The organism is Streptomyces sp. sk2.1, assembly GCF_008120935.1.
GTDB lineage: Bacteria > Actinomycetota > Actinomycetes > Streptomycetales > Streptomycetaceae > Streptomyces.
This window is the reverse complement of the sequence record NZ_RDBO01000074.1, coordinates 4,452-31,116: the sequence shown is the minus strand read 5'-3', so window position 1 is coordinate 31,116 and position 26,665 is coordinate 4,452. Positions and strand designations below refer to the sequence as shown.

The window sequence follows — 26,665 nt, the reverse complement described above, 5'->3', positions numbered from 1 at the left end:
GGTACGGCCAGGCCGGTCCAGGGCAGCACGGTTTCGAGCAGGCTGCCCAGGTTGCCCGGAGTGTTGGGCACGAGCGAGTGGCAGACCAGCACGAGCCCCGTGACCACCGCGACGACGCCCAGGAGCCGGTCCCGCCCGGTACTTCCCGAAGCGGCGCGGGGACCGGCTCCTGGGCGTCGTCGCGGTGGTCACGGGGCTCGTGCTGGTCTGCCACTCGCTCGTGCCCAACACTCCGGGCAACCTGGGCAGCCTGCTCGAAACCGTGCTGCCCTGGACCGGCCTGGCCGTACCGGCACTGCTCCTGGCCGCCCTGGTCCGCAGGTCCGTCCCGGCCGTCGTCGCCGCGCTCCTGCTCGGCGCCGTGTGGTCCGCCCTGTTCGCGTCCCTGTTCCTCGACGGGAGCGGCGGGGGCGGGCCGAACCTGACCGTGGTCACCCACAACGTCAACGCCGACAACCCCGACCCCGCCGCGACCGTCCGTACGCTGCTGGCCGTCGACCCCGACCTGGTGGCCCTGGAGGAGATCACCGACGAGGCCCTGCCCGCCTACCGCGGACCGCTGGACCGACGGCTCCCCCACTCCGTGCACATCGGCACCGTCGCCCTGTGGAGCCGCTACCCCATCACCGAGTCCCGGCGCGTCACCATCGATCCCGGCTGGAGCCGCTCCCTGCGCGCCCTGGTCCAGGGGCCGAAGGGTCCCCTCGCCGTCTACGTGGTCCATCTGCCCTCGGTCCGCGTCGGCGCGTCCGGCTTCACCACCGGCCGGCGCGACGAGACCCTCGGCGCCCTCGTCCGGGCCCTCGACGACGAGCGGCGGAAGAAGGTGCTGCTGCTGGGCGACCTCAACGGCGCCACCACCGACCGCGGGCTCGAACCACTGACCTCCCGGCTGGCGTCGGTCGAGGGCAGCGGCGGCACCGGCTTCGGGTTCAGCTGGCCCGCGGCCTTCCCCGTCACCCGCGTCGACCACATCCTCACCCGGGGCGTCACCCCCACCGACGCCTGGACCCTCCCCGCCACCGGCAGCGACCACCGCCCGGTCGCCGCCGGGCTCAGGGCATGACCGACTCCCCCGCCCGGCCGGTGCGGGGAACCCGGTCTCAGCCGGTGTGGAGGACCCGGAAGCGATCGGGGTCCGCCGGGTCCCGGTCGACGACCTGGACCGGTGCCCAGGCCCACTGCAGGACGCCGATGCCCGGCGTGCGGGAGAACCGGATCGGCCCGCGGGTGCCCTCGACCGCCACGCGCGGCCACGCCCCGGCGACGGCCGCCCGGTCCGTACCGTACGAGCGCAGCACCTCGGCGAGGACGGCGACCGTGTCCCAGCCCTCGAAGGCGACGAAGGAGGGCGGGGCACCCAGCCGCTCGCGCAACTCCTTCCCGACGCGCTCGCCGAGCGGGCCGAGCCGCTCGGGCAGGTAGCGCAGGAACGGGACCCCCGCACCGTCCCCGCCCAGCTCCGCGGCCCATCCGGCGAACTCCGGCTGCCCGGCCGGGGCGCCGATCAGGACCTCCGCGAGCCGCCGGTCGGCCCGGACGGCCCGGACGATCGGCGCCGCCGGTTCCGGATGGCCGACCAGCAGGAGGAGCGCCGTCGCGCCGGAGTCGACGAGCGCGTCGCACAGGGCCTCGGGGCCGAGCGCGTTCGCGTCGAGCTCGACGACGGTGCCGCCGTGCGGGGCGAGGTGGTCCCGCAGGGTGCGGGTCCCGGACGCCCAGTAGACGCTCGGCTGGGTCGCCACGGCGATCCGGCTCCGGCCCGCGCCGAGGAGGAAGTCACCGTAGACCCGCCAGCCGTGGGACTGGGCCGGGGCCAGGCGCGCGACCCGGTCCGTCGGCCCCTCGGTGAGCGTGTCGAGCACCGCGGACGAGCAGAGGAACGGTACGCCGAGGGCGTCGGCCCGTGCGGCGGCGGCGCGGGCGACGACGCTGTGGTACTCGCCCGCCACGGCGACCACGCCCAGCGCGGCCAGTTCGTCCACGGCCGCCGCGGCCCGCCCGGGATCGGCCGCGGTGTCCCGGACCACCGGCTCCAGCGGCCGGCCGTCGATCCCGCCCGCGCCGTTGACCTCACGGACGGCCAGCTCGACCCCCGCGAGCAACTGCCGGCCCGCCTCGACCCAGCCGGGCCGGGTCAACGGGGCGAGAACACCCAGCCGGACGGGCGCCCCGTCCGTGCCCTCCGCCCCGGGCTGCGCGGGCGAGTACGGCAGTGACGGTGATGATGGCAGTGGCGATGACGGTGGCGTGTTCATCGGGTGGCGTCTCCCCTGGACGATGGGTCGCGGCCCGCCCGGATCGCGCACCGGCCGGGGCCGCCGGGCGGTGCGCGTTCGCCGCGTCTCGTCGCGGCGGGCGCGCCCGGGTGATCATGCGGGTCATTGGAACCACCTCCGCCGCCACCGGGCAACCGATTATCCGTTCGCGGAGCCGTCGAACTTCCCCGGACCGTCGAACTTCCCCGAACCGCCGGGCTTCCCCGAACCGCCGGGCTTTCCCGAACCGCCGGGCTTCCCCGAACCGCCGGGCTTCCCCGAACCGCCGGGCTTCCCCGAACCGCCGGGCTTCCCCGGACCGCCGGGCTTCCCCCGGCCGCCGGGCCGCGCCGGCCGAGGCGGAGTGCGCTTTCGCCGACGTGGTGCGGGTGCGCTATCTGCTGCCCGACCGGGCCGACTTCGAGCCCTGCTGGCCGGTGCCGCGTCGCGTCTTCGGCGGGGTCCGCCCGGCCGCCACCATGCTCGGGTGCGGTCTCTCCGACCCCCGTACGAAGATCGAGATCGAGGTGGACGCGCGACGGTCCGCCGCATGACCGGCGCCGCTCGCGGCGGTGCCGGGAGCCGTGGCCCCGGCGCCCCTCACTCCTCGACCGGCCCGAACAGCTCCACCATGTCCCGCTGCAACGACATCACGTCCGTCACCGTGTACAGGCCCTGACCGGGGACCGGGTCACCGCCCCGCGGCCCCTCCGCCTGCGCCGCCGCGACGGCTCTGACCTGGTTGGCCGGGTCGGGCAGATACGTGAGTCCGTCGACGTGGAAGCGGGCGCGGGCCGCGGGGCGCGCCGCCTCGCGGCCCGCCAGCTCGTCCGCCGTCGGCGGCCGGCCGAACGTGCCCGCGTAGAACTCGATCACGGCCGTCTCGTTGAAGCCGTTCACCTGCCGCACGTAGGCGGCGTGGAAGCGTCCGCCCAGCTCGATGGAGAGGACGTCCCCCACCCGCAGGAACGTGAGCGGGCGGGGAGCGGCGGGCTTGCGCGTCAGCGGTACGGGGGCCGAGCGCAGGAACTCCTTGATCTCCTCCGACCGGCGCCCGAAGGCGTCGGAGAGCACCACGTCGCGGTTGAGCGCGTCCACCGCCCCGACCGCCCGCGCGGTGACGGCCGCGTCCTGGATCCCGTACTTGTGCAGCACCGCGGCGAGCGCCACCCACACCGCGTTCTTCGTCGCGGGAGGCACCTCGTCGCCGTCGAGCAGGCAGCGCCAGCGGGTGAGCACCGGGGCGAGCACACGGCGGGTGAGTTCCTCGTGCGTGGCATGGCGGGCGAACATCTGCCGGCGCACCCAACGTGCCAGTTCCTCGTCGAGCGCCCGGACGTATCCCCCGGCTGCCAGCTTGTCCAGCACCTGTTGATGATTCACGCCGCTCCCTCACCGATCCGAACAGCGGCCAGGCTACTTGTCGACTCCTCCCGTCCCCGTTCCCCGCAGGGCCCGGACGAGCCAGGGGTCCACCGGGACCAGGTCCGGTACCACCTGCCAGCCGTTGACGATCCAGACCAACCGCCAGTACCGCTCCACCCGGGGGTCGTGCGCCTCCTCGAACTTCTGGGCCATCCAGTTCCGGAACTCCGTGTCGGGGGTGCGCGCGAACACCTCGGCGAAGCGGTGCACGAGGTCGTCGACGACGGGCGCGGCCCGGTCGCCGAGCGGGTCGATGCCCGACTTCACGGCCTCGGCCGCCTTCTGACGGGTGAGCTCCATCAGTTCCTCGCCGGCCTCCCTCTCGATGTCGGGGATGCGCCCGGTGGCCCGGTACGTGGCCGTCCGGCGCAGCCGGGCCCGGAAGTCCTCGTCGCCCATCAGCTCGACGAGTTCCACCCATGCGGCGACCTGCTCGCCGGACGGGTCGCGGGGGAGGTCGGGAGCGGCGGCGCGGACCATGGCCGCCGCGGCCGGGTCGGCGTCCGCCGCGCCGAAGGTGCCCTCCACGAAATCGTCGATCAGGCGCCGGCGTTCCTCGCCGGACAACCGTGTGAGCCTGTGCATGAGTGTGGTCTCCTCGGGGTCGGACCCGCGTCCGGCCGCGACTCGCAGAACGCTCCGGCGCAGTTGCAGCACCTGGATCTGGACGTCCAGGGCATCCGCGTGCGCTGCGGCGACCTCCGCCACCGAGATCTCGCGGTCCAGCACCCGGCGAATCGTGGCCAGGTCCACGCCCAGCTCGCGCAGGGTGCGGAGGAGTTCCAGACGGAGCAGTGCGTCATGGTCGTAGAGCCGATAGCCGGCGGGACTTCTGGTGGTCGGGGCCACCACCCCCGAATCGGAGTAGAACCGGAGTGTCCTCACGGGCAGTCCGGTCCGCCGGGAAAGCTCCCCGATCGAGTAGAGGGTCGTGGCGTCCATGGCCCCGACTCTGCTGTCTCCACCCACTGGAGACTCAAGGCCCTTCCCCGGCCGGACCACGGCCGGGACCTCCCGCGACGTGCGGGGACGGGTTCCGCTCATGACGGGCCCGGTCAGGCCCGCAGGAAGGCCAGCACCGCCAGCACCCGCCGGTGCCCCTCGGTGGCCACCGGCAGGTCCAGCTTGGCGAAGATGTTGCCGATGTGCTTGTTCACGGCGGCCTCGCTGATGAACAGCTCGGCGGCGACGGCGGAGTTGGTACGGCCCTGGGCGATCAGGCCGAGCACTTCGCGCTCCCGGGGGCTCAGCCGTTCCAGGGGGTCCTTCCGCAACCGTACGAGCTGCTGGATCACCTCCGGGTCCACCACCGTCCCGCCGATGGCGACCCGGTCGATGGCGGTCGTGAAGTCGGTCACCGCGGCCACCCGCTCCTTGAGCAGATAGCCGACCCCGGCTCCGCCGCCGGAGTCCAGCAGGCCCAGCGCGTACGAGCGTTCCACGTACTGGCTGAGCACGAGGACCGGCAACCCGGGGAATTCCTCCCGGAGTTGCACGGCCGCCCTCAGCCCGTCGTCGCTCAGCGTCGGAGGCATCCGTACGTCGGTGACGATCAGGTCGGGCCGCTCGGAACGCACCGCCGCGACCAGGGCGCCGGCGTCGCCGACCGCCGCGACCACCTCGTGCCCGACCCGCTGCAGCAGCCCGACCAGACCTTCGCGCAACAGCACGGCGTCCTCCGCCACGATCAGGCGTAGCGACATGGAACCTCCACATGCAACAGGGTGGGACCGCCGACCGGACTCGACACCCGCATCCGGCCGTCGAGCGCCCCGACCCGGTCGGCCAGGCCGGTCACGCCACTGCCCGCTTCCGTGTCCACGCCGCCGCGGCCGTCATCCACGATGTCGAAGATCAGCAGATCGGCATGGTATCGACCGCGCACCTCCGCCTTCGTGGCCCCGCTGTGCTTGGCGATGTTCGTCATCGCCTCGTTGAGGAGGTAGTACATGGTCGTCTCCACCTTCCGGGGCAGCCCCTCGGGCAGCCGGAGGTCCACCGTGACCGGGATCGGGAACCGGGCCGCGTAGTCCTCGATCGCCGCCACGAGTCCGTGATCGGCCAGCACCGGCGGATTGAGCCCCCGGATCAGCGCCCGCAACTCCTGGTGCGCCGCGGAGAGCTGCTTCTCCGCCTGGGTGAGCAGTTCGGACTGCGGGGAGTCCGGCGGGGTGTCCAGGCGCAGCATCCCGAGGGTCATTCCCAGCGACACCAGCCGCTGTTGCGCCCCGTCGTGCAGATCGCGTTCGATCCGCACCCGCTCCGCGTCGAAGGAGTCCAGCAGACGGACCTGCGAGGCACGCACCTCGCGCAGCTCCTCCCCGAGTTCCCGGTCGCGCGGGGCCAGGAAGGTACGCGCCATCGCGGCACGCGCCCCCGCCCACGAGGTCACCGTGTACGGCGAGGCCAGCAGCACGACCGCGCTGAAGATCGCCCAGGGCCAGGTCTCGCTGTCCAGCGAACCGAGGAAGGCGGCCGGCAGCCCGAAGCAGAAGCCCAGCACCATCAGGTCCAGCCACCACAGCGCGGCCGTCGAGAGCAGGGTGAACAACAACTCCCGCCAGGTCACCTGCTCCTTGAGCCGGGTGGCCACCCACGCCCTGACCCCGGGTGCGTCCGGACTCCGGTGCGGGTCCGGCAGCCGGTCGAGGTCCACCAGCCGCAGCCGTCGGCGCTCCACCGCGGCCACCGCGGTGGAGGCCAGTACCAGACCCACCAGGGGGGCGATCCCGATCAGCACCACCAGCAGCGCGACCCCCGCCAGCAGACCGGCGGCGACGATCACCACCGCCACCGTGCCGAACAGGACGCCGCTGCCCAGATAGGCCAGGGACCTCCAGGGCCAGCTCGACATCAGGAAGCTCATGGGTCGCTGGGCCATGGCCTGCCAGGCCGTCGTGGGACGCATGTGCCCACCGTAGACCGGCAGTTCGGGCGGCCGGGGTAGAGCCTGCACTACCTCGGAAGTAGAGGGCGGATCAGTGTCCCGCCCCACCCCCGCACGGTGAGATCGATGCATGACGACAACGAACCGGACCTCCGTGCAGGACGCGGTCGAACTCCACGGCGTGCGCAAGATCCACGGCACCGGCGACCACGCGGTGACCGCACTGGACAGCGTCTCCATCAGCTTCCCCCGCGGCACCTTCACCGCGATCATGGGCCCCTCCGGCTCCGGGAAGTCCACCCTGCTGCAGTGCGCGGCCGGGCTGGAGCAGCCGACCGACGGGCGGATCGTTCTCGCGGGCATCGACATCGGCGGGCTGGACGAGAAGCGGCGCACCGAGCTGCGCCGCGAGCACATCGGCTTCGTCTTCCAGGCCTTCAACCTCGTCGAGTCCCTCACCGCGGCCCAGAACGTGGAACTGCCCTCCCGGTTCGCCGGCCGCGGGGTCGAGCCCGGGCAGGTCGCCGACGCGCTCGCCTCGGTCGGTCTGGCCGAGCGCGCGAACCACCGGCCCAGCCGGCTCTCCGGCGGCCAGCAGCAGCGCGTCGCCCTCGCCCGCGCCCTGGTCACCCGTCCCGACGTCCTCTTCGCGGACGAGCCCACCGGCGCCCTGGACACCGTCACCTCCCGCGAGGTGCTGCGGATGATGCGGATGCTGGTCGACCGGGAGGGCCAGACCACGCTGATGGTCACCCACGACCCGGTGGCGGCCTCCGTGGCCGACGTCGTCGTCTTCATCAAGGACGGCCGGATCGCCGACCGGATCCCGCTGGACAGGGATCCGCAGAACGACAACGCCGCCGCGATCGCCGCCCACATGACCCGGCTGGAGGCGTGATGCTGATCATCGCGAACGTGCGCGAACGCTGGTCCGGCTTCCTCGGGGCCTTCCTCGCCGTCCTGGTCGGCGTGGCCCTCATCACCACCACCCTGATCATCCACGACTCCTCCCACCCCACCGTCCAGGACCGCTACGCGGGCGCCGCCGCCCTGGCCCTGCCCGAGCGGGCCCTCGACCAGGAGGGCAGCCCCGAGGACCGGATGCCGTGGAGCCGGGCCGAGGCCGCCCCGATCCGGGCCGAGCTCGAAGCGGTCCCCGGGGTCGCCGCCGTCGTGGTGGACCGCTCCTTCTACGCCCAGGCCGTCCGGGACGGCGAACCCGTCGCCGACGAGGGCGCCGCGGAGGCCGGACACGGCTGGGGCAGCGCGCTGATGGCGCCCTACCGGCTCGTCTCCGGCCGGGCCCCGAACGGGAACGGCGAGGTCGTGGTCGACCGCGCCCTGGGCGTCGCGGCGGGCAGCGAACTCACCGTCAACATCACCGCGGGCCGCGCGCGGTTCACCGTCGTCGGCACCGTCGACGGTCCCGGCTACTACTTCGGCGAGGCGTTCGCCGCCGGGCAGCGGCCCGGCGTCGGTGCCCTCGCGCTGATCCCGGACGAGGGAGCGTCCGCCGCCGCCATCGCCTCCGGCGCGCGGCAGGTGCTCGGCGACAGGGGCGACGTCCTTTCCGGCGATGCCCGCTCCGAACTCCAGCCCCTGTACATCGAGCACAAGCGCGACCTCGGCGTGCAGCTCATCGGTGCCATGGCCGCCCTCGGCCTGTTCACCACGGTCTTCGTCGTCGCCTCCATGCTGGTCCTGTCGACCGGCATGCGCCGCCGGGAGATCGGCCTGCTGCGCACCATCGGCGCCGCACCCGGCCAGATCCGCCGCATGATCCTCGGCGAGGCCGCCGTGGTCGGCCTGCTCGGTTCGGTCGTCGGCTGCCTGGCCGGCATCGCCGCCGCCCCATTGCTGCGCGACATCCTCAAGGGGCTGGACGTCACCCCGCCGGGCATGGAGATCACCGTGTCCGCCTGGCCCCTGCTCACCGCCTCCGCGGTCGGCATCGGCGTCAGCGTCATCGGTGCCTGGGCGGCCGGTCGCAAGGCCGCGAAGGTCGCCCCGATCGAGGCCCTGCTCGACAGCGGTCCCGCCAGCCACGCCATGGGGCGGGGACGTTGGATCACCGGACTGTCCGTACTCGGCCTGGGGGCCGTCCTCGCCGTCGCCACCGCCACCACCGACGCCGACAACCGCGTCGGCATGGCGCTCTTCGCGACCATGACGCTCATCGTCGCGGCCGCCCTGCTGGCCCCCGCCCTCGTCGGCCCCGTCGGCCGCTTCCTGACCGCCCCCTTCCAAAAGCGCGGCTCGGCCGCCGCCGTCCTGATCCGCTCCGAACTCACCGCCAACCCCCGACGCGCCGCCTCCCTGGTGGCCCCCGTGATCGCCGCGGTCGGCTTCGCGGTCCTGCTCAGCGGAGCGGTGGAGACGATGCGGGTGGCCTACCCGGCGGGCGAGGCCCTCAAGGTCGCCGGCCAGACGATCGTCACCCCCGACGGCACCCCCGGCAACACCGACGAGGTCGTCGCCGCCAACCCGGTCGGCAAGGCGTCCGTGCCGACCCGCGCCTTCGTCGGCGAGAAGCGGACCGTCCTGGACGTGCTCGGCACCCGGGACGCCCGGTGGAACAAGCCGGGCGAGGCCGTCCTCGGCCGGCGCACCGCCTCCGACCTGGGCCTGGAGCAGGGCCGGAGCGTCCCGGTCCGGTTCGCCGACGGTACGGTCGTCACCCTGAGGATCAGCGCGGTCCTGCCCGACGACCCGGCCCGCGGTGACTTCGTGGTCGCCCGTGACCTGGTCCGGGCCCACGACCCGGCCGCGCTCACCGACGACATCTTCGTCCCGGCGGGCCACAGGGCCTCCGCCGAGGTCCCCGGCACCGCCCTGCACGACGCCATGCGGTACGCCCTCGACGACTACGACACCGATGCCAGGCTCACCGACAGCCTGGCCGCCATGCTCATCGTCATCGCCGTCGGCTACAGCGTGATCGCCGTCGCCAACAGCATGGCCATGGCGGCCCACGGCCGCCGTCGCGACCACTCGGTGATGAAGTCCGCCGGCGGCACCGTCCGCCAACTCCTCGTACTGGCCGCCGGCGAGACCGCTCTGCTGGTGGTCGTCGGGGCCGGCCTCGGTGTCCTGGTGACACTGCCCCCGCTGGCCGGAATGGCCTCCGGCCTCGCCCAGGCCACTTCGTCCGACGTCGGCCTGCACCTGAACGGCGGAGCCGTCGCAGCGGCGATCATCGGCACCCTGATCGCGGCGGTCGTGGCGGGGGTGACGGTCACCGGCAGGACGCTGAGGAAGTCCGCCTGAGGGCTGTCCCGACCACTCGGCGGGAATGCCCGCCCGATCACGGAGGACGGGGAAGGGGGCGAGGGGAACGACCGACCTCGGCGGGCGAGGTGAGTGCGAAGGCGGCTGCGGGGATTCCCCCGGAGCCGCCTTCGCGCGTACGGGTGGCCGCGACCGGCACGGTTGCGCCTCTCCCCCGCAGATCCCCGCGGAGCGATGGATCCCTACAGAGCGATCCAGTAGCGGCGCTTGACGCCTGCCCCGGTGGTGCGGACGTCCTCCAGGACACCGCCGTTGCGCTCGATGCTGCGGGCGGAGCCGATGTTGTCGTCGTCGCAGGTGACGAGGACCCGTTCCAGCCCCATCGCACGTGCCTCCGGAAGAATCGCCCCGAGGGCCCATGTGGCCAGGCCGCGCCTCCGGGCGGAGGGGCGGATGCTGTAGCCGATGTGTCCGCCGACGTCGAGCAGGAAGTCGTTCAGGTCGTGCCGCAGATCGATGGCTCCCAGATAGTCGTCGCCCTCGACGATCCACCAGTGGGTGGCGTGGACGCGCCCCTCTTCCGGAGCGACCGACCTGTCCGACTGCTGTCGCAGTCGCCCGACCCATGCCGAGAAGTCCTCGGGGTCGGCGAGGTCGGCTCCGGAAGCGAGGCCCAGGCCGCTCCCGTCCTGGTGGGAACCCGGCGCCCACTCGTCACGCGCCGTGAGCCATGAGGCCCGAAGTCGGGCCGTGGGTATGGTCAGTTCGGGCATGCGCGCGACGATAGCAGTCGCTCTCCTCCCCCGTGATCGGGCGCTTCGCGCCGCCCCGGGACCGCTCGCCGCGGCGGATGGCGCAGGGGTGTCACAGGGACAACGGGCCGAGGTCGTCGGCGACCGCGGCGAAGTCGCGGATCGAGGAGGTCTCGCCGCTGGTGCGCCAGCACAGTGCCCAGCGGCCGAGCGGGGCGTCGCGGATGGGAACGTAGGCGATGTCGGGCCGGGCGTAGTAGCGCAGTGCGTGCGCGTGCGCGGGGCAGACCGCTTCCCCGCTGCCGACGATGGCGAGCAGCTGCACGCCGTCGATCGCGGACGGCCCCCGGGGAATCGGCCGTCCGCTGGGCGTGTGCGCGGGTATGAGCGACTCGCGCCAGTAAGCGGGCGCGGCACCGGTCAGGACGGACTCGTCGGCGAGGTCTTCGTAGGAGACGGAGCTGAGCGCGGCCAGCCGGTGGGTGGCGGACACGCACAGCACGACGGGCTCGGTGCAGACCACCGGCCCCACGGTGAGGTCCGGTTCCCGGATGGGGAGCCAGGCGAGCAGGACGTCGATCGTGCCGCGCCGCAGGGCGGAGAAGGGGTCGTCGTAGCCCACTGCGCGGATCTGCACGGTGCAACCGGGACGACGGGACGCGAACCCGGTGAGCAGGGGCCGCAGGTCCTCGCTGTTGCTGGACATCATGCCCAGGCGCAGCACCTCGGTCCGCCCCTTCGCGGACAGCTCGGCCCGCTCCAGGCTCTGCCGCAGGCCGCGGTGCACGGGGAGCAGGTCGTCGTAGAGCTGCCGGCCGAGCGGGGTGAGGCGGACGTGGTGGCTGGTGCGGTCGAAGAGCACCCCGCCTATGCGGCGTTCCTGCTTCTTGATCGCCTGGCTGACCCGGGCCGGGGACACGTGCAGCCGCTCGGCGGTCCGGCCGAAGTGCAGCTCCTGGGCGAGCGTCAGGAAGATCTCGATGTCCCTGATCTCCACGTCGCCCCCCCGGTCCCGTCGCCGCTCCTCGTTCGCGTTAACCGTCAGGTTAACGGGCCCTGCGGAAAGCGTCGTTGCCGGTGAATCCCGCGCGATCGATGGTGGATCCGGACGGCGTCGCCGCAGGCGTGTCGCCGCCGTGGTACCGAACCGGGAGGATGCTTCATGAAACACCTTCAGACCGGCGTGCTGATCGCCGCCACTCTCTCCGCCGGGCTCATGGCCGGACTGTTCGCTGCCTTCGCCTACGCGGTGATGCCCGGTCTGGCCAAATCGTCCGACCACACCCTCGTCGAGGCGATGCGGAGCATCAACAAGGCCATCCTCAACCCGGTCTTCATGCTCCCGTTCATGGGCGCGATCCCTCTCCTCGGTCTCGCCGTCGTACTGGCCTGGCGCGGCCACGGCCGCTCCGCCCTGCCCTGGCTGATCGCCGCGCTGGTCCTGTACCTGGTGGCGTTCATGGTCACCAGCGGCGTCAACGTCCCCCTCAACGACCGGCTCGCGCGGGCGGGCGGCCTCGGCCATTCCGATCAACTGGCTTCCATCCGGGCGGACTTCGAGAACAAGTGGGTCCTCTGGAACGTGGTCCGCGCGCTTCTGCACACGGCGTCGTTCGCCTGCCTGCTCTGGGCCCTGCTCGTGTACGGCGCGCATCGGCCGCACGAGAGCGGGCGCGCCGACGCGTCCGTGCGGACTTCCGCTCCGGCGTTCCGCTCCGGTCACCCGCAGTTCGCGCAGTATCCGCAGTTCGCGCAGTATCCGCAGGGCGTCCGGCCCCACCATGCCCCGTCCGCTTCCCCCGTACTCGACCCCCGGCACCGGGACCGGGGCCCGGCCTGACGTTCCGTCCGGCGGGTTCGACGCTCCCCGACCGCTCCGGCACGTCGACGCATCGACGCAATGGGGCAGTGGGGCATCGACGCAGTGGGACACCCGAAAACCGGTGGAGCGGCGCCGCCGTGCGCCGTTACCGTGCTGCCGGTCCGAGTCGTCCGTCGAAGGGCACACCGTTGTACACCCTGTGAGACCTCCCGAGTGCTGATTGGTCGCGCGTCACGCATGCCTGCACGTCCATGCGCCGCGCTGCTTCTTGCTGCGGATTTCTCACTGGAACCGGTGTACTTCTGTGCTCACCAACTGGGTTGTCATGCCCACCCGCCTGCCCCTCGTCCTCCGCCGCTGCCACACGTGCGCGGCCGAACTCTTCCGGGCGAGCGGCAAGTTCCGCGTCAACGCCAACCACAAGCTCATCGACGTCTGGCTCCTCGTGCTCTGCACCTCCTGCGGGGAGACCGCGAAACTCACGGTCCTGGAACGGGTCCACGTCCGCTCCGTACGACCCGATCTGCTGGACCGGCTGCACGCCAACGACCTCGATCTGACGGCCGAGTTGCTCCAGGACCCGACCGTCCTGCGCCGCAATCGCATCGCCCTCGACTGGGCGGACGCCTGGCGCCTGGAAACCGACGGACCGGTTCACCGGGACGACGGGGCGATCGACGTCTCGGTCCGTTTCGCGGCGCGGATTCCCGTCCGGCCGGTGCGGCTGATGGCCGAGGGATGCGGCCTCTCGCGGGCCGGGGTCGAGAGGCTGATCGAGGAGGGGAAGATCGTTTCGGTGGCCCGGCTGGGCGGCAGGCTCTCCGGAGACTTCACCTTCACGCTCAAGCGCTGAGCGCTGCCGGACGGGCCGCCCCGGTGAAGCCGGGCGGCCCGGCCGGCGCACCCGCCAGGGCTCCCGTCCGGCCCCCGCAACGGGAGAACCACCGGTGACCTGGCGCCCCGTCGAGGGCGAAGGACGATACGCAGGCACGGTCGCAGCCACGCCGACGCGCCTCCCTCCGCGGCCCCGGTAATCCGTAATACGTTTGCACCGCGGTCGGGTGGAAGTACAGGCTTGCGCGGTGATTGTCGAGCTGTCGCCCCACCTTCTGACCTGGGACGAAGTGGATCCCGCCCGTCATCCCTTCGACAGCGCGGCGGCGCCGCAGGTGGTGCGGTCCCTCGGGCCCGCCCTCCGGACGCCCGGCCGCCCGGACGTTCCCGCCGGAACCCCGGCGATGCGTGACTGGAGCTGGAGCAGGGGCAAGCCCTGGGCGGATGCCATGGCGCACGCCCTCGCAGAGCACTACGGCGGCTGGACCGCGGGCTGGCGCTGGGCGCACGGCGAAGGCGACTTCGACGGAGGACCTGTCGGGAACTGGTGCTGCCCGCAGCACTCGATCACCACTCCGGAGGAAACACTCACCCGCGTCACGGCGGCACTGTGCGAGTGGCGCGCCTGGCTGGAGAGCCTCGCCGGCCGGTTCGAGGCGTACCCGCTGGCCCTTGCCGATGTGGACGACCAGCGAATCCTGTGGGAAAGCGCCGCACGGAACCTGATCCTCCAGGTGACCGACCGCACGGGTTGCGGCAGCGGCTGGTACGGCCACTGCCAACAGGTGCTCACCTGGTTCCTCAGCCGCTGGGATGTCGCACCCGACCTCGCGGAGGAGCTGGTCGACCAGGCGATCGGCGGGCGGTTCCAGAGCTGGACCGGGCCCGACGCGACCCTGGTCGACGATGTCGCGGAACGGCTCGCGCTGTCGCTCCGGCCCACCGACGGCGCACGGCCCGCCGGGCCCACGACGCCGGACCACCTCGAACGCTGGCTCGCGGTGCGCGGCACCGTGCCGTGGCAGGAGGCGCCGGACTCCGGCGGGGACGGACCGGTGGTACCGGCACGCGACGGCGCCGCGGAGCACATCCGCGCCTTCGACGGCGCCCTGGATCCAGACCGGGCCGAGGGCCTGCTCACCGCCCTGGAACTGCTGCGGACCGAAGCGGCACGAGGAGCCTCCCTCGACTTCGAACTGCTCCAGCGCTGCCAGCAACATGTCCTGGGAACACCGCAGTTGCCGCCGTTCCGCGATCTGCCCGCCTTCGCCAAGGCGGGCCGGGAGCGCTACGGCATCGGCCCGGGCACCCGAACCCGCCTCGACGCCTGCCTGGCCGAGAGCGCGAAGGACGCGCAGAGGCCCGTTCCCCTCACGGCCCGCGCCGCCCGCGCCTACCTCGACGTCTGCTTCTTCCACCCCTTCGACGACGGCAACGCCAGGTCCGCCTTCCTCGCCCTCGTCTTCGTCCTCGCCCGTGAGGGCATCGCACTCGACGAGGTCAACCTGCTGCGCCGTGTCACGTTCCAGGCCGACGAGCCCGCGGACGCCCTGATCCTCGCCCGGTACATCGGCGTCCACCTCACGGAGACCCGGCGCAGGGCGGCGACTCCCGACTGCTGATCAGCGAGCAGTCGGCAGGTCGACGTCGTCCGGCGGCTCGGCAACGCCGGAAAGGTCGGCTCCGCCCGACAGGTCAAAGAGGTACCAGTCGATCAGGTGGCCGTCCTCCTCCACGATCCGCCTGTCGTGGACGAAGCCCGAGCGCCGGGCGACCGCTGCCGAGGCGGGGTTCTCCGGGTCCACCCGGATCACGGCCCGGGCCACCCCCTCGGACGCGGCGTACCGGCAGATCAGGCGGACCGCGCGGGTCGCCAGGCCCCGGCCCCGCCAGTCCGGGTAGAGCGTGTAGGAGATGTTGGCCTGGCCCGGCGCCAGGCCCGCCACGTCGAACCGCAGGTCGATGTAGCCCATCAGGGTCGACCGGTCGGCCGAACGGATCCCGAACGCGCGCAACGGGCCGCGCACGGACCACTGTTCGGCGCAGCGGCGGAAGTACGCCTCGATGTCGGCCCGGGTCGCCGGTTTCTCGCTGAGCCACCGGATCTGGAGCTCGTCCTCGCCCGCCAGGTGCGCGTCGACATCGTCGGGGCCCGGAGGGGACAGGGCCACGATCCCGTCCGAGAGGTTCACCTCGTGCACATCATGCATGCGGCCACCATCGACCCTGCGGCGCCCGTCCCTCAAGAGCATATTCGCGTACGCACGCGCTCACGGAGTCATGGATTCATGGCCAGTTCGGCCCACACCGTCTTGCCGACCACACGCCCCTCCACGCCCCACGACGTCGCCGGCGCCCCGACCGGGTGCAGGTCGAGTCCCGATTCCGCACCGGGCCGGAAGGGCCGCAGTTCGGGCCTCCGTTCGCCCCGCGCGTCCGACACCTCGACACGGAGCGTGCCCGCCGGCACGACGAGCCGCAGCCCGAAGTCCCGCCCCAGTAGCCCCTCTTCAGGAGCGCGCACTCGCAGCAACTTCGATACACCGGAGATCCGAACGGCTCACAACTGTAAACGGTAAACGCCTATTCGCACTCACCCCGAGACGCGGGACAGTCACCTGAAACCAGCCAGACCATGAATGAACCGACCCCTTTGAACCTGGATTCAAATCCGAAAGGAATCAGCAATTCCACAGATACAAAATGGGACATATACAACACAAGGGCTCGCCGCTTGCACGCAAGATCAACCCCTTAAACCTGAAAGTCGATATCGGCACATCGATAACAAGCCAAAAAAAGCGCGCCTCGCGGTCTGCTCAATATCGATCTTGATAGCATCTGCCACCATCGAAATCGAGGAGCATTGTGAGAAAATCCCTTTGGACATCCGGGGCGGTGCTCACCGCCACGGCCCTGTCCCTTTCTCTCTCCACGGCCAGCGCCGCCCCACTCCCCGAGGCCAAGGTGTGCGCAAGCACCCAGGCGATCCAGTCGGTGCAAGCACAGAGCAGGGCCAGCGTAAAGAAGGCAATTCGAGACGCATTCGAGAAGAGCCGCGAAACCCAGGCGATCAACGTAGCCACTTGCGAGTCCAATCTCAACCCGAAGGCGTTCAAGAAGACGCGATACACCTCCTACTACGGACTGTTCCAGCTCAGCATTGCCGACTGGAAGAAGTGGAGCAAGAAGGGGGAGGATAAATTCAGCGCAAAGGACAACGCGAAAGTCGCCCATCGGATAGTGAAGAACGAGAAGAACAAGCTCAAGTTCAGGACTTGGGGCGCGTGCGCCTATTGGCCCCAAAAGGTTCGCTGCACTCCCAAGATTTGCCCCTGACTCGATGGGGGCCGGGTCTGAATTCAGATTCGCCCCCATCGGCTCCAAAGAGCATTGCACATGGGTTCGCATGTATCGAGCAGTGGCACTGCCTGCCATTCTTGGGCGAAGTGCCATGGCTTCCCGGTTACTGAAGGGCTGGACCCGGCTTTCCTGTGTCAGCGCGGGTGATGCGGCGGCATCGCGGAACCCAACATGACCGGGCAACTGAACTGGCTCAAGAGCAGCTACAGCGGTGGCGGCGGCAGCAACTGCGTCGAGGCGGCCGCCGGCTGGCACAAGTCGAGCCACAGCAGTGGTGGTGGCGGTGAGTGCGTCGAGGTCGCGACTTGCCCCGCCGCCGTCCACGTTCGCGACTCCAAGAACGTCCAGGGACCGCACTTCGACGTCGCCCCCGCCGCGTGGGCGGCCTTCGTCTCGTACGCACAGCAGGTCTGAGCACACCCCGATACGCCTGGTCACGCACCGGGTCGCGACTGCCGCGACCCGGTGCACCGCGTTCCGGCCGACCGGGACGCGGTGGGCCCCGACGTAAAAAGCTTTAAAGGCCCTGGGAAGAAGAAATTCCCCAAACCCAACCCCCTCTCCCCGGCCACGCGCAGGGGCCCGCAGAAGCCCACGGCAGCTCGCAGGGGCCCGTCACCCGCGCGGGTGAGGTTTGCCAACTGAGCTGGATTTTCCGGTGGTTCGCAGGCATATGCTCACCGCGACAACCCAGACATGCGTCGGCCCCCGGCCGGGAGTGCGAATCCCATTGCCGAGGGCCTGACCACCGAGGAAGTAAAGGGCTTCCCGATGGATACACAGCAGGTTAGCGCGCCCGTGCGCGCTCCGCGTCCCGTTCCCGCGGACGCCTCGCCGAAGTTCGGCGTCATGCACGTCAAGGCCAGGCTCACCGGTCACTTCACCGTGCTGGGCAACCAGCTCACCCAGCACCGCGAGCTCTCCCTGCTCGCCATCGGGCTCTCGGCCCACATCCAGTCGCTCCCCCCGGGCGCGCGGATCGGCATCAAGTTCCTCGCCCAGCGCTTCCCCGACAGCGAGGCCCGTATCGCCGCCGCGCTGCGCGAACTGGAGGTCCACGGCTTTCTGCGCCGCGTCCGCGAGCGCCTCGCCGACGGCCGGGTCGTCACCCTCACCTACTCGTACAACCAGCCGCACACCGGCGCTCCCCCGCGCCCGGTCCGGGTCGCGCCCTCGGCCCCCGCGCCGACTCCCGTACCGGCTCCGGCGTCCGAGCCCACCCCCGTGCCGCCCGCATCGCTCGTATCGTCCGTGCCGTCCGCACCGCCCGTCGCGCCCACGGGCACGACGGAGGGGCAGGGCCTGGGACACGCCCACGGCATCGTCGACGCGCCCGCCGAGGCCGGCCCCGGGCCGCAACGCCGCGGGCACCGGCCGGACGGAGACACCGGGCCCCTCGCACCGTCCTCCGCGGCGGACACGAAGGTCAAGATCCTTCTGGTCGACGACCGGCCGGAGAACCTGCTGGCTCTGGAAGCCAACCTGTCCGCGCTCGACCAGACACTCGTCCGCGCCCCGTCGGGGGAGGAAGCGCTCAGGGCGCTGGCCGACGACGAATTCGCCCTCGTTCTGCTCGCCACCCAGATGCCGGGAATGGACGGCTACGAGACCGCCGCACGCATCAAGCGCCGTTCGCAGACCCGTGACACCCCGATCATCTTCATCAGCGCGTACGAAATGGGTCCCCACGCCACCTTCCGGGTGTACGCGGCCGGTGCCGTGGACCATGTGGCACGGCCGTACGATCCCTGGTTGCTGCGCGCCAAGGTGGTCGTCTTCGTCGACCTGCACCGGAAGAACGTGCAACTGCGCAAGCAGGCGGCCTTGTTGCGTACCAGGGCCGCGACCGGTCTGCTGGCGCAGTTGCCCGCCCTGTTGTCCGATGTCGAGACGGAGGCACGCGACCTGGCCGGACAGCTCCGGGCACAGGAATCGAGCGCGACGGTGAGGACCATGGCCGCCCGTCTGGAGCGCGAGGTCGGGAGCCTGTGCCAGGTGTTGCGGGCAGAACCCGGCGCTCCGCCCGCCCCGGCTTCCCTGCGCTCACCGCAATACCGGGACCGGTGAAGGGAGCCCGGCCGTGCGTGGTCGTGCCACTGTCGCCACTCCTCGTTGCCGGTCCTTCCGGTTCGGGGTGGTCCCGGTGTCTCCGTCCGGCCGGTGCCCGCGGCGTTGCGGCCCGGGGCCGGCCTCGGCGGGCGCGTCGACGATGCCGTGGGCGTGTCCCAGGCCCTGCCCCTCCGTCGTGCCCGTCGTCATCACGTTCACCTGACGGAGGAGACAGGCCCCGGCCGGACGGGGCGTCCGCCGTTCACAGGGCCGTCCGTGCCACGGCGGCCCCGGCGAACGACAGTCCGACGCCCGCGCCCACGGTGAGCACCAGGTAGCCGGCCGCCATGGCCAGTCGGCGGGCCGAGGCGAGGGTCAGCAGCTCGTACGAGAACGTCGACCAGGTCGACAGGGCGCCGCAGAAACCGGTGGCGAGCAGGAGTTGGACCCGGGTCCCCAGGTCCCCGTCGGTCACCGCCTCGGAGAGGAAGCCGAGGAGGAGTGCCGCCCCCGCGTTGGCCGCGAACGTGCCCCACGGGAAGGCGGTGTGGAGGCGGAACTTCGCGTCCACACCGAGCAGGTAGCGCAGCGGAGCGCCGGCCAGGCCGCCGGCGAGTACGAGCAGCCAGTCGGTCATCGGTCGCCGTCCCGGTCCGTGGCGCCGTGTCCGAGGGCGAGGTGTGTGGCGACGGCCCCCGCCGTCACGGCGGCCAGGGCCGCCACGATGGTCAGCAGCAGGCAGCCGACCGCGTATCCGGGCCGGTCGTTCTCGAAGAGCTGGCGCACGTTGTCCGTGTAGTGGGAGAACGTGGTGAACCCGCCGAGCACTCCGGTACCCAGCAGTGGGCTGATCAGCCGGGGCGCGCCGGGGAAACGCAGCTTCAGGGTGACCATCAGGGCACCCATGAGGAAGCAGCCCACGGTGTTGACCAGCAGAATCGTCCAGGGGAACGCCGAGGGTCCGGTCGGCCAGAGACGCTCGGCGCCGTAGCGGGCGGCGGCTCCCGCGGCGCCGCCGATCGCGACGGCCGCCACGACGGCCGGCTGCGCCCCGGGGTGGTGGTCGGGGTGGGTGTGATGGTGCAGTCGCATCCTGGGAAACATCCGGCGAACCTAGCCAGCCGGACCGCTCGGACCCGCGCAGCGCGCGGAGCGGTTCACTTCCGGACTCGAACGGCGGAGCGGAACCCCGCACGGCGAGAAGTGCCGCCCGGCATATGCATTGATGGCGATGAGCCACTTCCTGCCTTCCGCTCCGTGCGGAGTGCGCCTTCTCCGCTCTCCGCCGAACCGTTGGAGTCCTCCTTGCCTGTCGCCGAGCCGGCTGTCGTCCGGAAACTCGAACGCCGACAACCGGCGGCCTTCCTCCTGGCGTCGGTGCGCGGGGTCGGGCAGGTGGACCTCCAGTCGTGCGTCTGGACCGGCGCGTTCATTCTCGCCGGGCTGTGGGCGGCAGGTTGGCAGATCGGCCTTTTCGCCACTCTGGGGACCGCCGTCTCGACTCTGACCGCCTACGCGCTCGGGGTCGACCGGTCCGGCATCGCCCTCGGCCTCCATGGGTACTCCGGTTGCCTCACCGGTATCGCGCTGGTCACCTCGCTGGGGCATCATCCCGCCACCTATGTGCTCGCCGTCGTCGGTTCGGTCATGTGCACGGTGCTGACGATGACGCTGACGACCCTGCTCAAGCCGTACGGGCTGACCGCGCTCACCGCGCCGTTCTGCCTGGTCTCCGGTGTCATGGTGCTCGGGGCGCCGTCCTTCGGGCGGATCTGGCACGGGGCGCCGAAGGCCGTGTCCAGTACCACCAGCGGGGACACCGCGATCTCCTGGGACGACCTGTGGCACGCCTTCTTCACCAACGTCTCGCAGATCTTCCTGGTGGACGCGTGGTACGTCGGGCTCATCATGCTCGTCGGCCTGGCCTTCGCCGGGGTGCGTGTGGTGCTGTACGCGGCGGCCGGTTCCGTCGTGGGGATCGTCGCCGCCTGGGCGCTCGGTGCCCCCACCTCGCTGATCGCCAACGGGATCTACGGGTACAACGCCGTGCTCGTCGCCATCGCCGTCGGCGCGGTCTTCCTCACCGGCACGGTGTGGAACGGGGCGTACGCGCTCTTCGGGGCCGCGGCCTCCACCGGCTTGACCGCCTCACTGACCTCGTTCTTCAAACCGTTCGGCGGCCACACCTTCACCTGGCCGTTCATCCTCGTGACCTGGGCGCTCATGGCGGCCGTTCCCCTGCTGCCCCGCTTCCGCAGAAGCGGCTGACCGTTCCCGGCCCCGGACCCACCCCTCCCCGCATCCCAGAGGAAGGTACTGACGATGAACCTCGCACCTCGCGAGATCGACAAATTGCTGGTGTACGTCGTGGCCGATCTGGCCCGCAAGCGCCGGGACCGCGGCCTCAAGCTCAACTACAGCGAGTCCGTGGCGCTGATCAGCGAGGCGATCCTGGAAGCCGCGCGCGACGGCAGGAGCGTCGCCGACTGCATGGAACTCGGCCGTCACGTCGTCGGCGAGGACGACACGATGCCGGGCGTCCGGGAGATGCTCGGGCTGCTGCAGATCGAGGCGTCCTTCGTGGACGGCACCAAACTGGTGTCCTGCCACGACCCCATCGGCGGCTGAGCCGGTGTCCGATCACTGCCGGGTGATCGCCGTGTGCGGTCACGAGGCCGCGTACGGGGACGCCTTGCACGGCCTGGTGGACCCCGGGGTGACCGTCGTTCCGAACGGGCGCGAGCTGTTCCGGGCCGTCGCCGCGCCGGGTCGCCGGGACGAGGAGTGCTGTGTCGTTCCGATGACGCTCGGCCGCGACCCCGAACTCGTCGCGGACGCCGCCCGCACCCTGCGCGCGCTGCCCGCCGCCGTCCGTGCCCGGACCGTGCTGGCCGAGCCGTTCGGCACCTCCCGGCATCTGACCGGTTGGCTGCGCGCGGCGGCGGGCCGGGCCCCGGACACCGCCGCGCTGCTGATCACCGCCCCGTCCGGTGACCCGTTCGAGGACGCCGAGCTGTACCGGGTCGCCGGTCTGGTACGCCGCCACGGCAGCCATGACCTGGTGGAGGTGGCGTTCGCCGGGGGCGATCCCGACCCCGCCGAAGGAGTCCGGCGCTGCGCCCTGCTCGGCGCGCGGCAGGTGGTGCTGCTCCCGGCGGCGTTCGCGCGGCCAACGGTGCCCGACGCGCCCGGTGTGCGCGTCGGGTGCGCCGGTCCGCTGCTCGCTCCGGCGGCGCTGGCCCGGGTGCTCGCCGAGCGCGTGGCCGATGCCCGGCGCCGGGGCGGGCACGGTGACGACGGCATCGCGGCCGGACTGACCGCCGCCGCCGACCACGGCCACTCCCACACCCATCCGCCGGGCGCGGCACACCACCACGGTCACGGGCACCCCCATCCGCACCCGCACCCGCATGTCCATGGTGCGGGCCAAGTCATCAGGAGCACCGCATGAAGACCCGCAAGAGGTACCTCTACGGCAAGGAGCCGATCGAGATCAACGCCGGCCGCCGAACGGTGAGACTCACCGTGCACAACACCGGGGACCGCGCGATCCAGGTCGGCTCGCACTACCACTTCTTCGAGGTCAATTCGGCGCTGTCGTTCGACCGTCAGCAGGCGCTCGGCATGCACCTGAACATCGCCGCCGGCACATCGGTGCGCATCGAGCCCGGCGGCACGCGCGAGGTGGAGCTGTGCTCGTACGCCGGGACCGGCCGGCTCGTCGGTTTCAGCGGGCTGCTCAACGGCAGCCTCGCCTCGCATCCGGTGAAGGTCGAGGCCGTCCGCAGGGCGATCGAGCTGGGATTCCAGGGAGCGCGGGACGACGACGGACCGACGGCCACGAAGAAGGGTCCGAAGAACAACGGGAGCGCCAAGGGCTCGAAGAACTCCAAGGACTCCAAGGGAAAGAAGAAGGGTTCGCGCTGATGCCCATCCTGCCGCGCAAGCAGTACACCGACATGTTCGGCCCGACGGTCGGCGACCGCTTCCACCTCGCCGACACCAACCTCGTCGTCGAGGTCGAGAAGGACTACAGCGAGGGCCTGTACGGCGACGAGGTCGTCTACGGCGGCGGCAAGACCATGCGCGACGGCATGGCCTCCGACCCGCAGGCCACCGCCGCCCAGGGTGCGCTCGACACCGTCATCACGAACGTCGTGGTCATCGACCCCGTCGTCGGTGTCGTCAAGTGCGACATCGGCATCAAGGACGGCTTCATCGCCGGCATCGGCAAGTCGGGCAACCCGCAGACGCAGAACAACGTCCATCCGGATCTGGTCATCGGGCCCGGCACCGAGGCCATCGCCGGTGAGCACCTCATCGCCACCGCGGGCGCCATCGACACCCATGTGCACCTGATCTCGCCCCAGCAGGCCGAGCAGGCCCTCACCAACGGCATCACCACCCTCATCGGCGGCGGTACCGGCCCCTCCGACGGGACGAACGGCACCACCTGCACGCCCGGCCCGTACAACATCGCCCGGTTCCTCCAGGCCGCCGAGACGCTCCCCGTCAACCTGGGCATCATGGGCAAGGGCAACGGCAGTCTTCCGGCGGCGCTCGACGAGCAGATCGAGGCCGGGGCCTGTGCCCTGAAGGTCCATGAGGACTGGGGCGCGACCCCCGCCGTGATCGACAACGCGCTGAAGGTCGCGGACCGGCACGACGTCCAGGTCGCCATCCACACCGACAGCCTCAACGAGAGCGGATTCTTCGAGGACACCCGTTCCGCGATCGACGGCCGCACCATCCACACCTTCCACAGCGAGGGTGCGGGCGGTGGTCACGCCCCGGACATCCTGCGGGTGGCCGGTGAGCCGAACGTACTGCCGTCCTCCACCAACCCGACGCTGCCGTACACCAAGAACTCGGTGGACGAGCTCCTCGACATGGTCATGGTCTGCCACCATCTCAGCCACGACATCCCCGAGGACGTCTCCTTCGCCGACAGCCGGGTCCGCGCCGAGACGATCGCCGCCGAGTCGGTGCTGCACGACCTCGGTGTGATCAGCATGTTCTCCTCCGACTCGCAGGCCATGGGCCGGGTCGGGGAGTCCGTCACCCGCGCCTTCCAGACCGCCCACCACTGCAAGGACAAACTCGGCACGCTGGAGGGCGACTCCGCCCGCAACGACAACCAGCGGGTGCTCCGCTACCTCGCGAAGGTCACCATCAACCCGGCCGTCGCCACCGGGATCTCCGACCACGTGGGCTCGATCGAGAAGGGCAAGCTCGCCGACATCGTGCTCTGGCCCATCCACTCCTTCGGTGCCAAGCCGAAGATGGTGATCAAGGGCGGCATCATCTCCTGGGCGCAGATGGGTGACCCCAACGCCTCGCTGCCCACCCCGCAGCCGGTGATCTACCGGCCGATGTTCGGGCAGTACGGCAAGGCCCTGCCGACGACCCATGTCACCTTCATGTCCCAGGCGGGCATCGCGGCCGGGGTCCCGGCCGCGCTGGGACTGGAACGCAAGGTGCTGCCGGTCAGCCGCACCAGGACCATCGGGAAGCACAACATGGTCCGCAACGACGCCCTGCCGGACATCGAGGTCGATCCGGAGACGTTCAGGGTCACGCTCAACGGCCGGGTCGCCACCATCGACCCGGCCGAGGAACTGCCCCTCAACCACCTGTTCTTCCTCGTCTAGGCCGATGTACCGCGACGAGAGCGTCCTCCCGGACGAGGCCGACCGGGCGCCGGGCGCGGGCGCGACCGGGAAACCGGCCCCCGAGCCCGCGCTCGGGCCGCTGCTGGTCGGTCTCCAGCTGACCGACTCGGCGTTCCCGAGCGGCTTCTACACGCTGTCGCACAGCCTGGAGGGTTTCGCCCAGGCCGGGGCCGTGGACCGGGAGGGCCTCCCGCCACTGCTGGAGGACCTGCTGCTGCACGGCGTCGGCCCGGCCGACGCCACCGCGCTCGCGCTCGCCCACCGGGCGACCCGGGCGGGCGACGCGGCGGCCGTCGTCCGTATCGACGAGCACCTGTTCGCCACCAAGCTGGGGCGCGAGATGCGGCAGGCGGCCACCCGGACGGGGCGGCAGCTCCTGGATCTCGCCGCCGAGGTGTTCGACCGCCCGGAGATCACCGAGCACTTCGGCCGGGTGGTACGCCGCGAGTCCCCCGGGACCCAGGCGGTGGCCGCGGGAGTCATCCACGCGGCGACCGGGGTCCCGGTGCGCCAGGCGGTCGCCTCGGACCTGTTCGCGTTCTGCGCGAGCTTCGCGGGCGCCGCCCTGCGGCTGCGGCTCACCGATCACCGCGGGGCGCAGGTCCTGCTGCGGGCCGCCGCCCCCGTCATCGAGGCGGCCGTGGAGGCGGCGCTGCGGCGTGAACTCGCCGACGTCGGCGCCACCGTCTTCGCCTCGGACATCATGTCGGGCCGTCACGAGCGTGCCGAGGCCCGTCTGTTCGTCAGTTGACCCCCCACCACACACACCAGTCAGGGAGCACCATGGACGACAACGTACTGCGGGTCGGTATCGGCGGGCCTGTCGGGTCCGGCAAGACCGCGCTCATCGAGGCGCTGGTCCCGGTGCTGATCGAGCGCGGCCACCGCCCCTCCGTCATCACCAACGACATCTACACGCAGGAGGACGCCCAGCACATCCGCCGCGCCCTCGACGGGGTCCTCGACCCGGAGCGCGTGGTCGGCGTCGAGACGGGGGCCTGCCCGCACACCGCGGTGCGCGACGACCCCACGATGAACCTGGCGGCCGGTGCCGAGCTGCTGGAGCGTTTCCCCGACACCGACACGCTGCTCTACGAGTCCGGCGGCGACAATCTCACGCTCACCTTCAGCCCCGCCCTGGTCGACCTCTTCGTCTTCGTCCTGGACACCGCGGAGGGGGAGAAGATGCCCCGCAAGCGCGGTCCCGGCATCACCGATTCGGACCTGCTCGTCATCAACAAGATCGACATCGCCAAGTACGTCCGGACCGACATCGACGTCATGGAGTCCGATGCCCACCGGGTCCGCGAGAACCGCCCGGTGGTCCTCACCGACTGTCTCACCGGCGTCGGTGTCGAGGATGTCGTGGACTACCTCGAATCGCGCCGCAAGGCGCTGATCTGAGGTGTTCCCCGTCCCGTCCGCGCATCCCGGTTCGTCGCCGCCCCGGCCGGACCGGCTCGCCCCCGGCTACTACACCGCGGTCCGCGTGCCCCCGGAGGTGGCGGCGCTGGCCGGGAAACCCGACACGCTCGGGCCGGGCTCCCCGGCCAAGGTGGGCATCCTCGATCTGGCCTTCGCCGTACGGGGCGGGCGCACCGAACTCGTGGAGCGCTACCAGAAGACGCCGCTGCAGATCATGCGGCCGCTGTGGATCGATCCGGCGATGCCGGGCATGAGCCACGTCTGCCTGATGGCGACCGGCGGCGGCATCGCCCAGGCCGACCGCTACCGGATGGACTTCCGCTGCGGCCCCGGCACCGAAGTGCACCTGACCACCCAGGCGGCCACCAAGGTCTTCCGCATGGAGCACGACTACGCGAGCCAGCGCGTGCACCTCACGGCGGACGCGGGCGCCTACGTGGAGTATCTGCCGGACCCGCTGATCCCGTTCAAGGACTCGCGGTTCTACCAGCGCACCGAGGTGACGGTCGCACCCGGCGCGACCGTGGTCGTCGGCGACACCCTGACGGCGGGGCGGCTCGCCCGCGGCGAGCGCCACGCGTACCGGGTCCTCGCCACCGATCTGCGCGTCGCCCGGCCCGACGGCACCCTCCTGGCCATCGACACCCTGCGTCTGGTGCCGGGCTCGGGGGCGCGCGGCAACGCTGTCGTCGGCCCGGGTGTGCTCGCCGGGCACGACCATGTCGCCTCGCTCTTCGTGGTCACCGACCGTGCCCCGGCCGCCGAGCTCGCCGACGCCCTCCACGGGGCGCTGGCCGGGCTCGGCGTTCTGTACGGGGTCAGTGTGCTGCCCCACGACTGCGGCGCCTGGGTCCGGCTCCTGGACGACAGCCCGGTCGAGGTCGCCGCCGCGCACACCGCCGTCTGGGACGCCGTGCGCCGACTGCTCACCGGCCACCCGGCCCCCGACC

General features: G+C 71.5%; 28 protein-coding genes and 1 pseudogene. 18 read left to right on the top strand and 11 right to left on the bottom strand.

The genetic code is table 11. The features are described from left to right. The first annotated feature begins 169 nt into the window (after nt 1-169). Complete coding sequence (locus tag EAO76_RS26725; RefSeq protein ID WP_399462844.1) at nt 170-1,066, top strand: endonuclease/exonuclease/phosphatase family protein; 897 nt, start codon at nt 170-172, stop codon at nt 1,064-1,066. A 37-nt stretch (nt 1,067-1,103) separates the two neighbouring features. On the opposite strand, the gene EAO76_RS26720 is transcribed toward EAO76_RS26725, so the two are convergent. Next, on the bottom strand, nt 1,104-2,258 hold the full coding sequence (locus EAO76_RS26720) for an ABC transporter substrate-binding protein (protein WP_148838494.1): 1,155 nt from the start codon (nt 2,256-2,258) through the stop codon (nt 1,104-1,106). A 344-nt stretch (nt 2,259-2,602) separates the two neighbouring features. Here EAO76_RS26720 and EAO76_RS26710 point away from each other — a divergent pair. Beyond that, nucleotides 2,603-2,812 (top strand): annotated as a pseudogene (locus EAO76_RS26710) (Rid family hydrolase); the annotation flags it as partial. A 46-nt stretch (nt 2,813-2,858) separates the two neighbouring features. Here the strand turns inward: EAO76_RS26710 and EAO76_RS26705 are convergent. From EAO76_RS26705 to EAO76_RS26690, 4 genes are all read right to left on the bottom strand, one after another. Then, nucleotides 2,859-3,641: a hypothetical protein gene (locus tag EAO76_RS26705; RefSeq protein WP_148838493.1), complete on the bottom strand. Its 783-nt coding sequence runs from the start codon at nt 3,639-3,641 to the stop codon at nt 2,859-2,861. Nucleotides 3,642-3,674: 33 nt separating this feature from the next. Continuing rightward, entirely contained in the window at nt 3,675-4,625 is a 951-nt protein-coding gene (locus EAO76_RS26700; RefSeq protein WP_148838492.1) for a MerR family transcriptional regulator, read from the bottom strand. Between the two features lie 113 nt (nt 4,626-4,738). Further along, on the bottom strand, nt 4,739-5,386 hold the full coding sequence (locus EAO76_RS26695; RefSeq protein WP_148838491.1) for a response regulator transcription factor: 648 nt from the start codon (nt 5,384-5,386) through the stop codon (nt 4,739-4,741). Next, entirely contained in the window at nt 5,371-6,591 is a 1,221-nt protein-coding gene (locus EAO76_RS26690) for a sensor histidine kinase (RefSeq protein ID WP_222872207.1), read from the bottom strand. The genes EAO76_RS26695 and EAO76_RS26690 overlap by 16 nt, the downstream gene beginning before the upstream one ends. Nucleotides 6,592-6,700: 109 nt before the next feature. Here EAO76_RS26690 and EAO76_RS26685 point away from each other — a divergent pair, with 109 nt between their 5' ends. Further along, nucleotides 6,701-7,468, top strand: a complete 768-nt coding sequence (locus EAO76_RS26685) for an ABC transporter ATP-binding protein (RefSeq protein WP_148838490.1) — start codon at nt 6,701-6,703, stop codon at nt 7,466-7,468. Further along, the gene (locus EAO76_RS26680) at nt 7,468-9,837 is read left to right on the top strand and encodes an ABC transporter permease (RefSeq protein WP_148838489.1); all 2,370 of its coding nucleotides are present in this window, start codon (nt 7,468-7,470) and stop codon (nt 9,835-9,837) included. The genes EAO76_RS26685 and EAO76_RS26680 overlap by 1 nt, the downstream gene beginning before the upstream one ends. 203 nt (nt 9,838-10,040) lie before the next feature. Here the strand turns inward: EAO76_RS26680 and EAO76_RS26675 are convergent, their stop codons facing one another. Further along, nucleotides 10,041-10,571: a GNAT family N-acetyltransferase gene (locus EAO76_RS26675; RefSeq protein WP_148838488.1), complete on the bottom strand. Its 531-nt coding sequence runs from the start codon at nt 10,569-10,571 to the stop codon at nt 10,041-10,043. Nucleotides 10,572-10,662: 91 nt separating this feature from the next. Continuing rightward, the gene (locus EAO76_RS26670) at nt 10,663-11,547 is read right to left on the bottom strand and encodes a LysR family transcriptional regulator (protein WP_148838487.1); all 885 of its coding nucleotides are present in this window, start codon (nt 11,545-11,547) and stop codon (nt 10,663-10,665) included. 165 nt (nt 11,548-11,712) lie between these two features. On the opposite strand from EAO76_RS26670, the gene EAO76_RS26665 reads away from it, so the two are divergent. From EAO76_RS26665 to EAO76_RS26650, 3 genes are all read left to right on the top strand, one after another. Beyond that, nucleotides 11,713-12,390 carry a DUF1772 domain-containing protein gene (locus tag EAO76_RS26665; protein WP_148838486.1) on the top strand — a complete coding sequence of 226 codons (678 nt, stop codon included), beginning with the start codon at nt 11,713-11,715 and terminating at the stop codon, nt 12,388-12,390. Nucleotides 12,391-12,697: 307 nt separating this feature from the next. Then, entirely contained in the window at nt 12,698-13,225 is a 528-nt protein-coding gene (locus EAO76_RS26660) for a DUF1062 domain-containing protein (protein WP_187438806.1), read from the top strand. A gap of 229 nt (nt 13,226-13,454) precedes the next feature. After that, a complete protein-coding gene (locus EAO76_RS26650; protein WP_148838483.1) occupies nt 13,455-14,828 on the top strand; it encodes a Fic family protein in 1,374 nt (457 codons plus the stop codon). Here EAO76_RS26650 and EAO76_RS26645 read toward each other — a convergent pair whose 3' ends face one another. After that, on the bottom strand, nt 14,829-15,416 hold the full coding sequence (locus EAO76_RS26645) for a GNAT family N-acetyltransferase (protein ID WP_148838482.1): 588 nt from the start codon (nt 15,414-15,416) through the stop codon (nt 14,829-14,831). It abuts the gene before it with no gap. Between the two features lie 68 nt (nt 15,417-15,484). Beyond that, nucleotides 15,485-15,730, bottom strand: a complete 246-nt coding sequence (locus EAO76_RS26640; RefSeq protein ID WP_148838481.1) for an ATP-binding protein — start codon at nt 15,728-15,730, stop codon at nt 15,485-15,487. Nucleotides 15,731-16,074: 344 nt separating this feature from the next. Here EAO76_RS26640 and EAO76_RS26635 point away from each other — a divergent pair, with 344 nt between their 5' ends. From EAO76_RS26635 to EAO76_RS45530, 3 genes are all read left to right on the top strand, one after another. After that, nucleotides 16,075-16,545, top strand: coding sequence for a hypothetical protein (locus tag EAO76_RS26635; RefSeq protein WP_148838480.1), 471 nt, complete (start codon nt 16,075-16,077; stop codon nt 16,543-16,545). A gap of 195 nt (nt 16,546-16,740) precedes the next feature. After that, on the top strand, nt 16,741-16,983 hold the full coding sequence (locus EAO76_RS26630; RefSeq protein WP_148838479.1) for a DUF397 domain-containing protein: 243 nt from the start codon (nt 16,741-16,743) through the stop codon (nt 16,981-16,983). A 1,017-nt stretch (nt 16,984-18,000) separates the two neighbouring features. Next, nucleotides 18,001-18,636 carry a two-component system response regulator gene (locus EAO76_RS45530; RefSeq protein WP_262375774.1) on the top strand — a complete coding sequence of 212 codons (636 nt, stop codon included), beginning with the start codon at nt 18,001-18,003 and terminating at the stop codon, nt 18,634-18,636. A gap of 244 nt (nt 18,637-18,880) precedes the next feature. Here the strand turns inward: EAO76_RS45530 and EAO76_RS26620 are convergent, their stop codons facing one another. Continuing rightward, entirely contained in the window at nt 18,881-19,255 is a 375-nt protein-coding gene (locus EAO76_RS26620) for a CrcB family protein (RefSeq protein WP_148838478.1), read from the bottom strand. Beyond that, entirely contained in the window at nt 19,252-19,710 is a 459-nt protein-coding gene (locus tag EAO76_RS26615) for a CrcB family protein (protein ID WP_262375769.1), read from the bottom strand. The genes EAO76_RS26620 and EAO76_RS26615 overlap by 4 nt, the downstream gene beginning before the upstream one ends. Nucleotides 19,711-19,923: 213 nt before the next feature. On the opposite strand from EAO76_RS26615, the gene EAO76_RS26610 reads away from it, so the two are divergent. From EAO76_RS26610 to EAO76_RS26575, 8 genes are all read left to right on the top strand, one after another. Beyond that, nucleotides 19,924-20,886, top strand: coding sequence for an urea transporter (locus EAO76_RS26610; RefSeq protein ID WP_148838476.1), 963 nt, complete (start codon nt 19,924-19,926; stop codon nt 20,884-20,886). Nucleotides 20,887-20,940: 54 nt separating this feature from the next. Beyond that, on the top strand, nt 20,941-21,246 hold the full coding sequence (locus EAO76_RS26605) for an urease subunit gamma (protein WP_148838475.1): 306 nt from the start codon (nt 20,941-20,943) through the stop codon (nt 21,244-21,246). Nucleotides 21,247-21,250: 4 nt separating this feature from the next. After that, nucleotides 21,251-22,069 carry a sirohydrochlorin chelatase gene (locus tag EAO76_RS26600; RefSeq protein ID WP_148838474.1) on the top strand — a complete coding sequence of 273 codons (819 nt, stop codon included), beginning with the start codon at nt 21,251-21,253 and terminating at the stop codon, nt 22,067-22,069. Next, nucleotides 22,066-22,545 carry an urease subunit beta gene (locus EAO76_RS26595; RefSeq protein ID WP_148838473.1) on the top strand — a complete coding sequence of 160 codons (480 nt, stop codon included), beginning with the start codon at nt 22,066-22,068 and terminating at the stop codon, nt 22,543-22,545. Before EAO76_RS26600 ends, EAO76_RS26595 begins: the two co-directional genes overlap by 4 nt. After that, entirely contained in the window at nt 22,545-24,269 is a 1,725-nt protein-coding gene (ureC, locus tag EAO76_RS26590; RefSeq protein WP_148838472.1) for an urease subunit alpha, read from the top strand. The genes EAO76_RS26595 and ureC overlap by 1 nt, the downstream gene beginning before the upstream one ends. 4 nt (nt 24,270-24,273) lie before the next feature. Then, entirely contained in the window at nt 24,274-25,041 is a 768-nt protein-coding gene (locus EAO76_RS26585) for an urease accessory protein UreF (protein ID WP_148838471.1), read from the top strand. A gap of 32 nt (nt 25,042-25,073) precedes the next feature. Then, nucleotides 25,074-25,694, top strand: coding sequence for an urease accessory protein UreG (ureG, locus tag EAO76_RS26580; RefSeq protein WP_148838470.1), 621 nt, complete (start codon nt 25,074-25,076; stop codon nt 25,692-25,694). Nucleotide 25,695: 1 nt separating this feature from the next. After that, the coding region (locus EAO76_RS26575) for an urease accessory protein UreD (RefSeq protein WP_148838502.1) at nt 25,696-26,665 on the top strand (970 nt) is incomplete at its 3' end.

Coding starts and splice junctions, on each gene's coding strand:
- EAO76_RS26645 (WP_148838482.1), bottom strand. CDS start 15,416: ATGCATGATGTGCACGAGGTGAACCTCTCGGACGGGATCGTGGCCCTG.
- EAO76_RS26700 (WP_148838492.1), bottom strand. CDS start 4,625: ATGGACGCCACGACCCTCTACTCGATCGGGGAGCTTTCCCGGCGGACC.
- EAO76_RS26695 (WP_148838491.1), bottom strand. CDS start 5,386: ATGTCGCTACGCCTGATCGTGGCGGAGGACGCCGTGCTGTTGCGCGAA.
- ureG (WP_148838470.1), top strand. CDS start 25,074: ATGGACGACAACGTACTGCGGGTCGGTATCGGCGGGCCTGTCGGGTCC.
- EAO76_RS26620 (WP_148838478.1), bottom strand. CDS start 19,255: ATGACCGACTGGCTGCTCGTACTCGCCGGCGGCCTGGCCGGCGCTCCG.
- EAO76_RS26720 (WP_148838494.1), bottom strand. CDS start 2,258: ATGAACACGCCACCGTCATCGCCACTGCCATCATCACCGTCACTGCCG.
- EAO76_RS26595 (WP_148838473.1), top strand. CDS start 22,066: ATGAAGACCCGCAAGAGGTACCTCTACGGCAAGGAGCCGATCGAGATC.
- EAO76_RS26605 (WP_148838475.1), top strand. CDS start 20,941: ATGAACCTCGCACCTCGCGAGATCGACAAATTGCTGGTGTACGTCGTG.
- EAO76_RS26630 (WP_148838479.1), top strand. CDS start 16,741: ATGACCGGGCAACTGAACTGGCTCAAGAGCAGCTACAGCGGTGGCGGC.
- EAO76_RS26660 (WP_187438806.1), top strand. CDS start 12,698: ATGCCCACCCGCCTGCCCCTCGTCCTCCGCCGCTGCCACACGTGCGCG.
- EAO76_RS26680 (WP_148838489.1), top strand. CDS start 7,468: ATGCTGATCATCGCGAACGTGCGCGAACGCTGGTCCGGCTTCCTCGGG.
- EAO76_RS26675 (WP_148838488.1), bottom strand. CDS start 10,571: ATGCCCGAACTGACCATACCCACGGCCCGACTTCGGGCCTCATGGCTC.
- EAO76_RS26665 (WP_148838486.1), top strand. CDS start 11,713: ATGAAACACCTTCAGACCGGCGTGCTGATCGCCGCCACTCTCTCCGCC.
- EAO76_RS26615 (WP_262375769.1), bottom strand. CDS start 19,710: ATGCGACTGCACCATCACACCCACCCCGACCACCACCCCGGGGCGCAG.
- EAO76_RS26690 (WP_222872207.1), bottom strand. CDS start 6,591: ATGCGTCCCACGACGGCCTGGCAGGCCATGGCCCAGCGACCCATGAGC.
- ureC (WP_148838472.1), top strand. CDS start 22,545: ATGCCCATCCTGCCGCGCAAGCAGTACACCGACATGTTCGGCCCGACG.
- EAO76_RS26685 (WP_148838490.1), top strand. CDS start 6,701: ATGACGACAACGAACCGGACCTCCGTGCAGGACGCGGTCGAACTCCAC.
- EAO76_RS26585 (WP_148838471.1), top strand. CDS start 24,274: ATGTACCGCGACGAGAGCGTCCTCCCGGACGAGGCCGACCGGGCGCCG.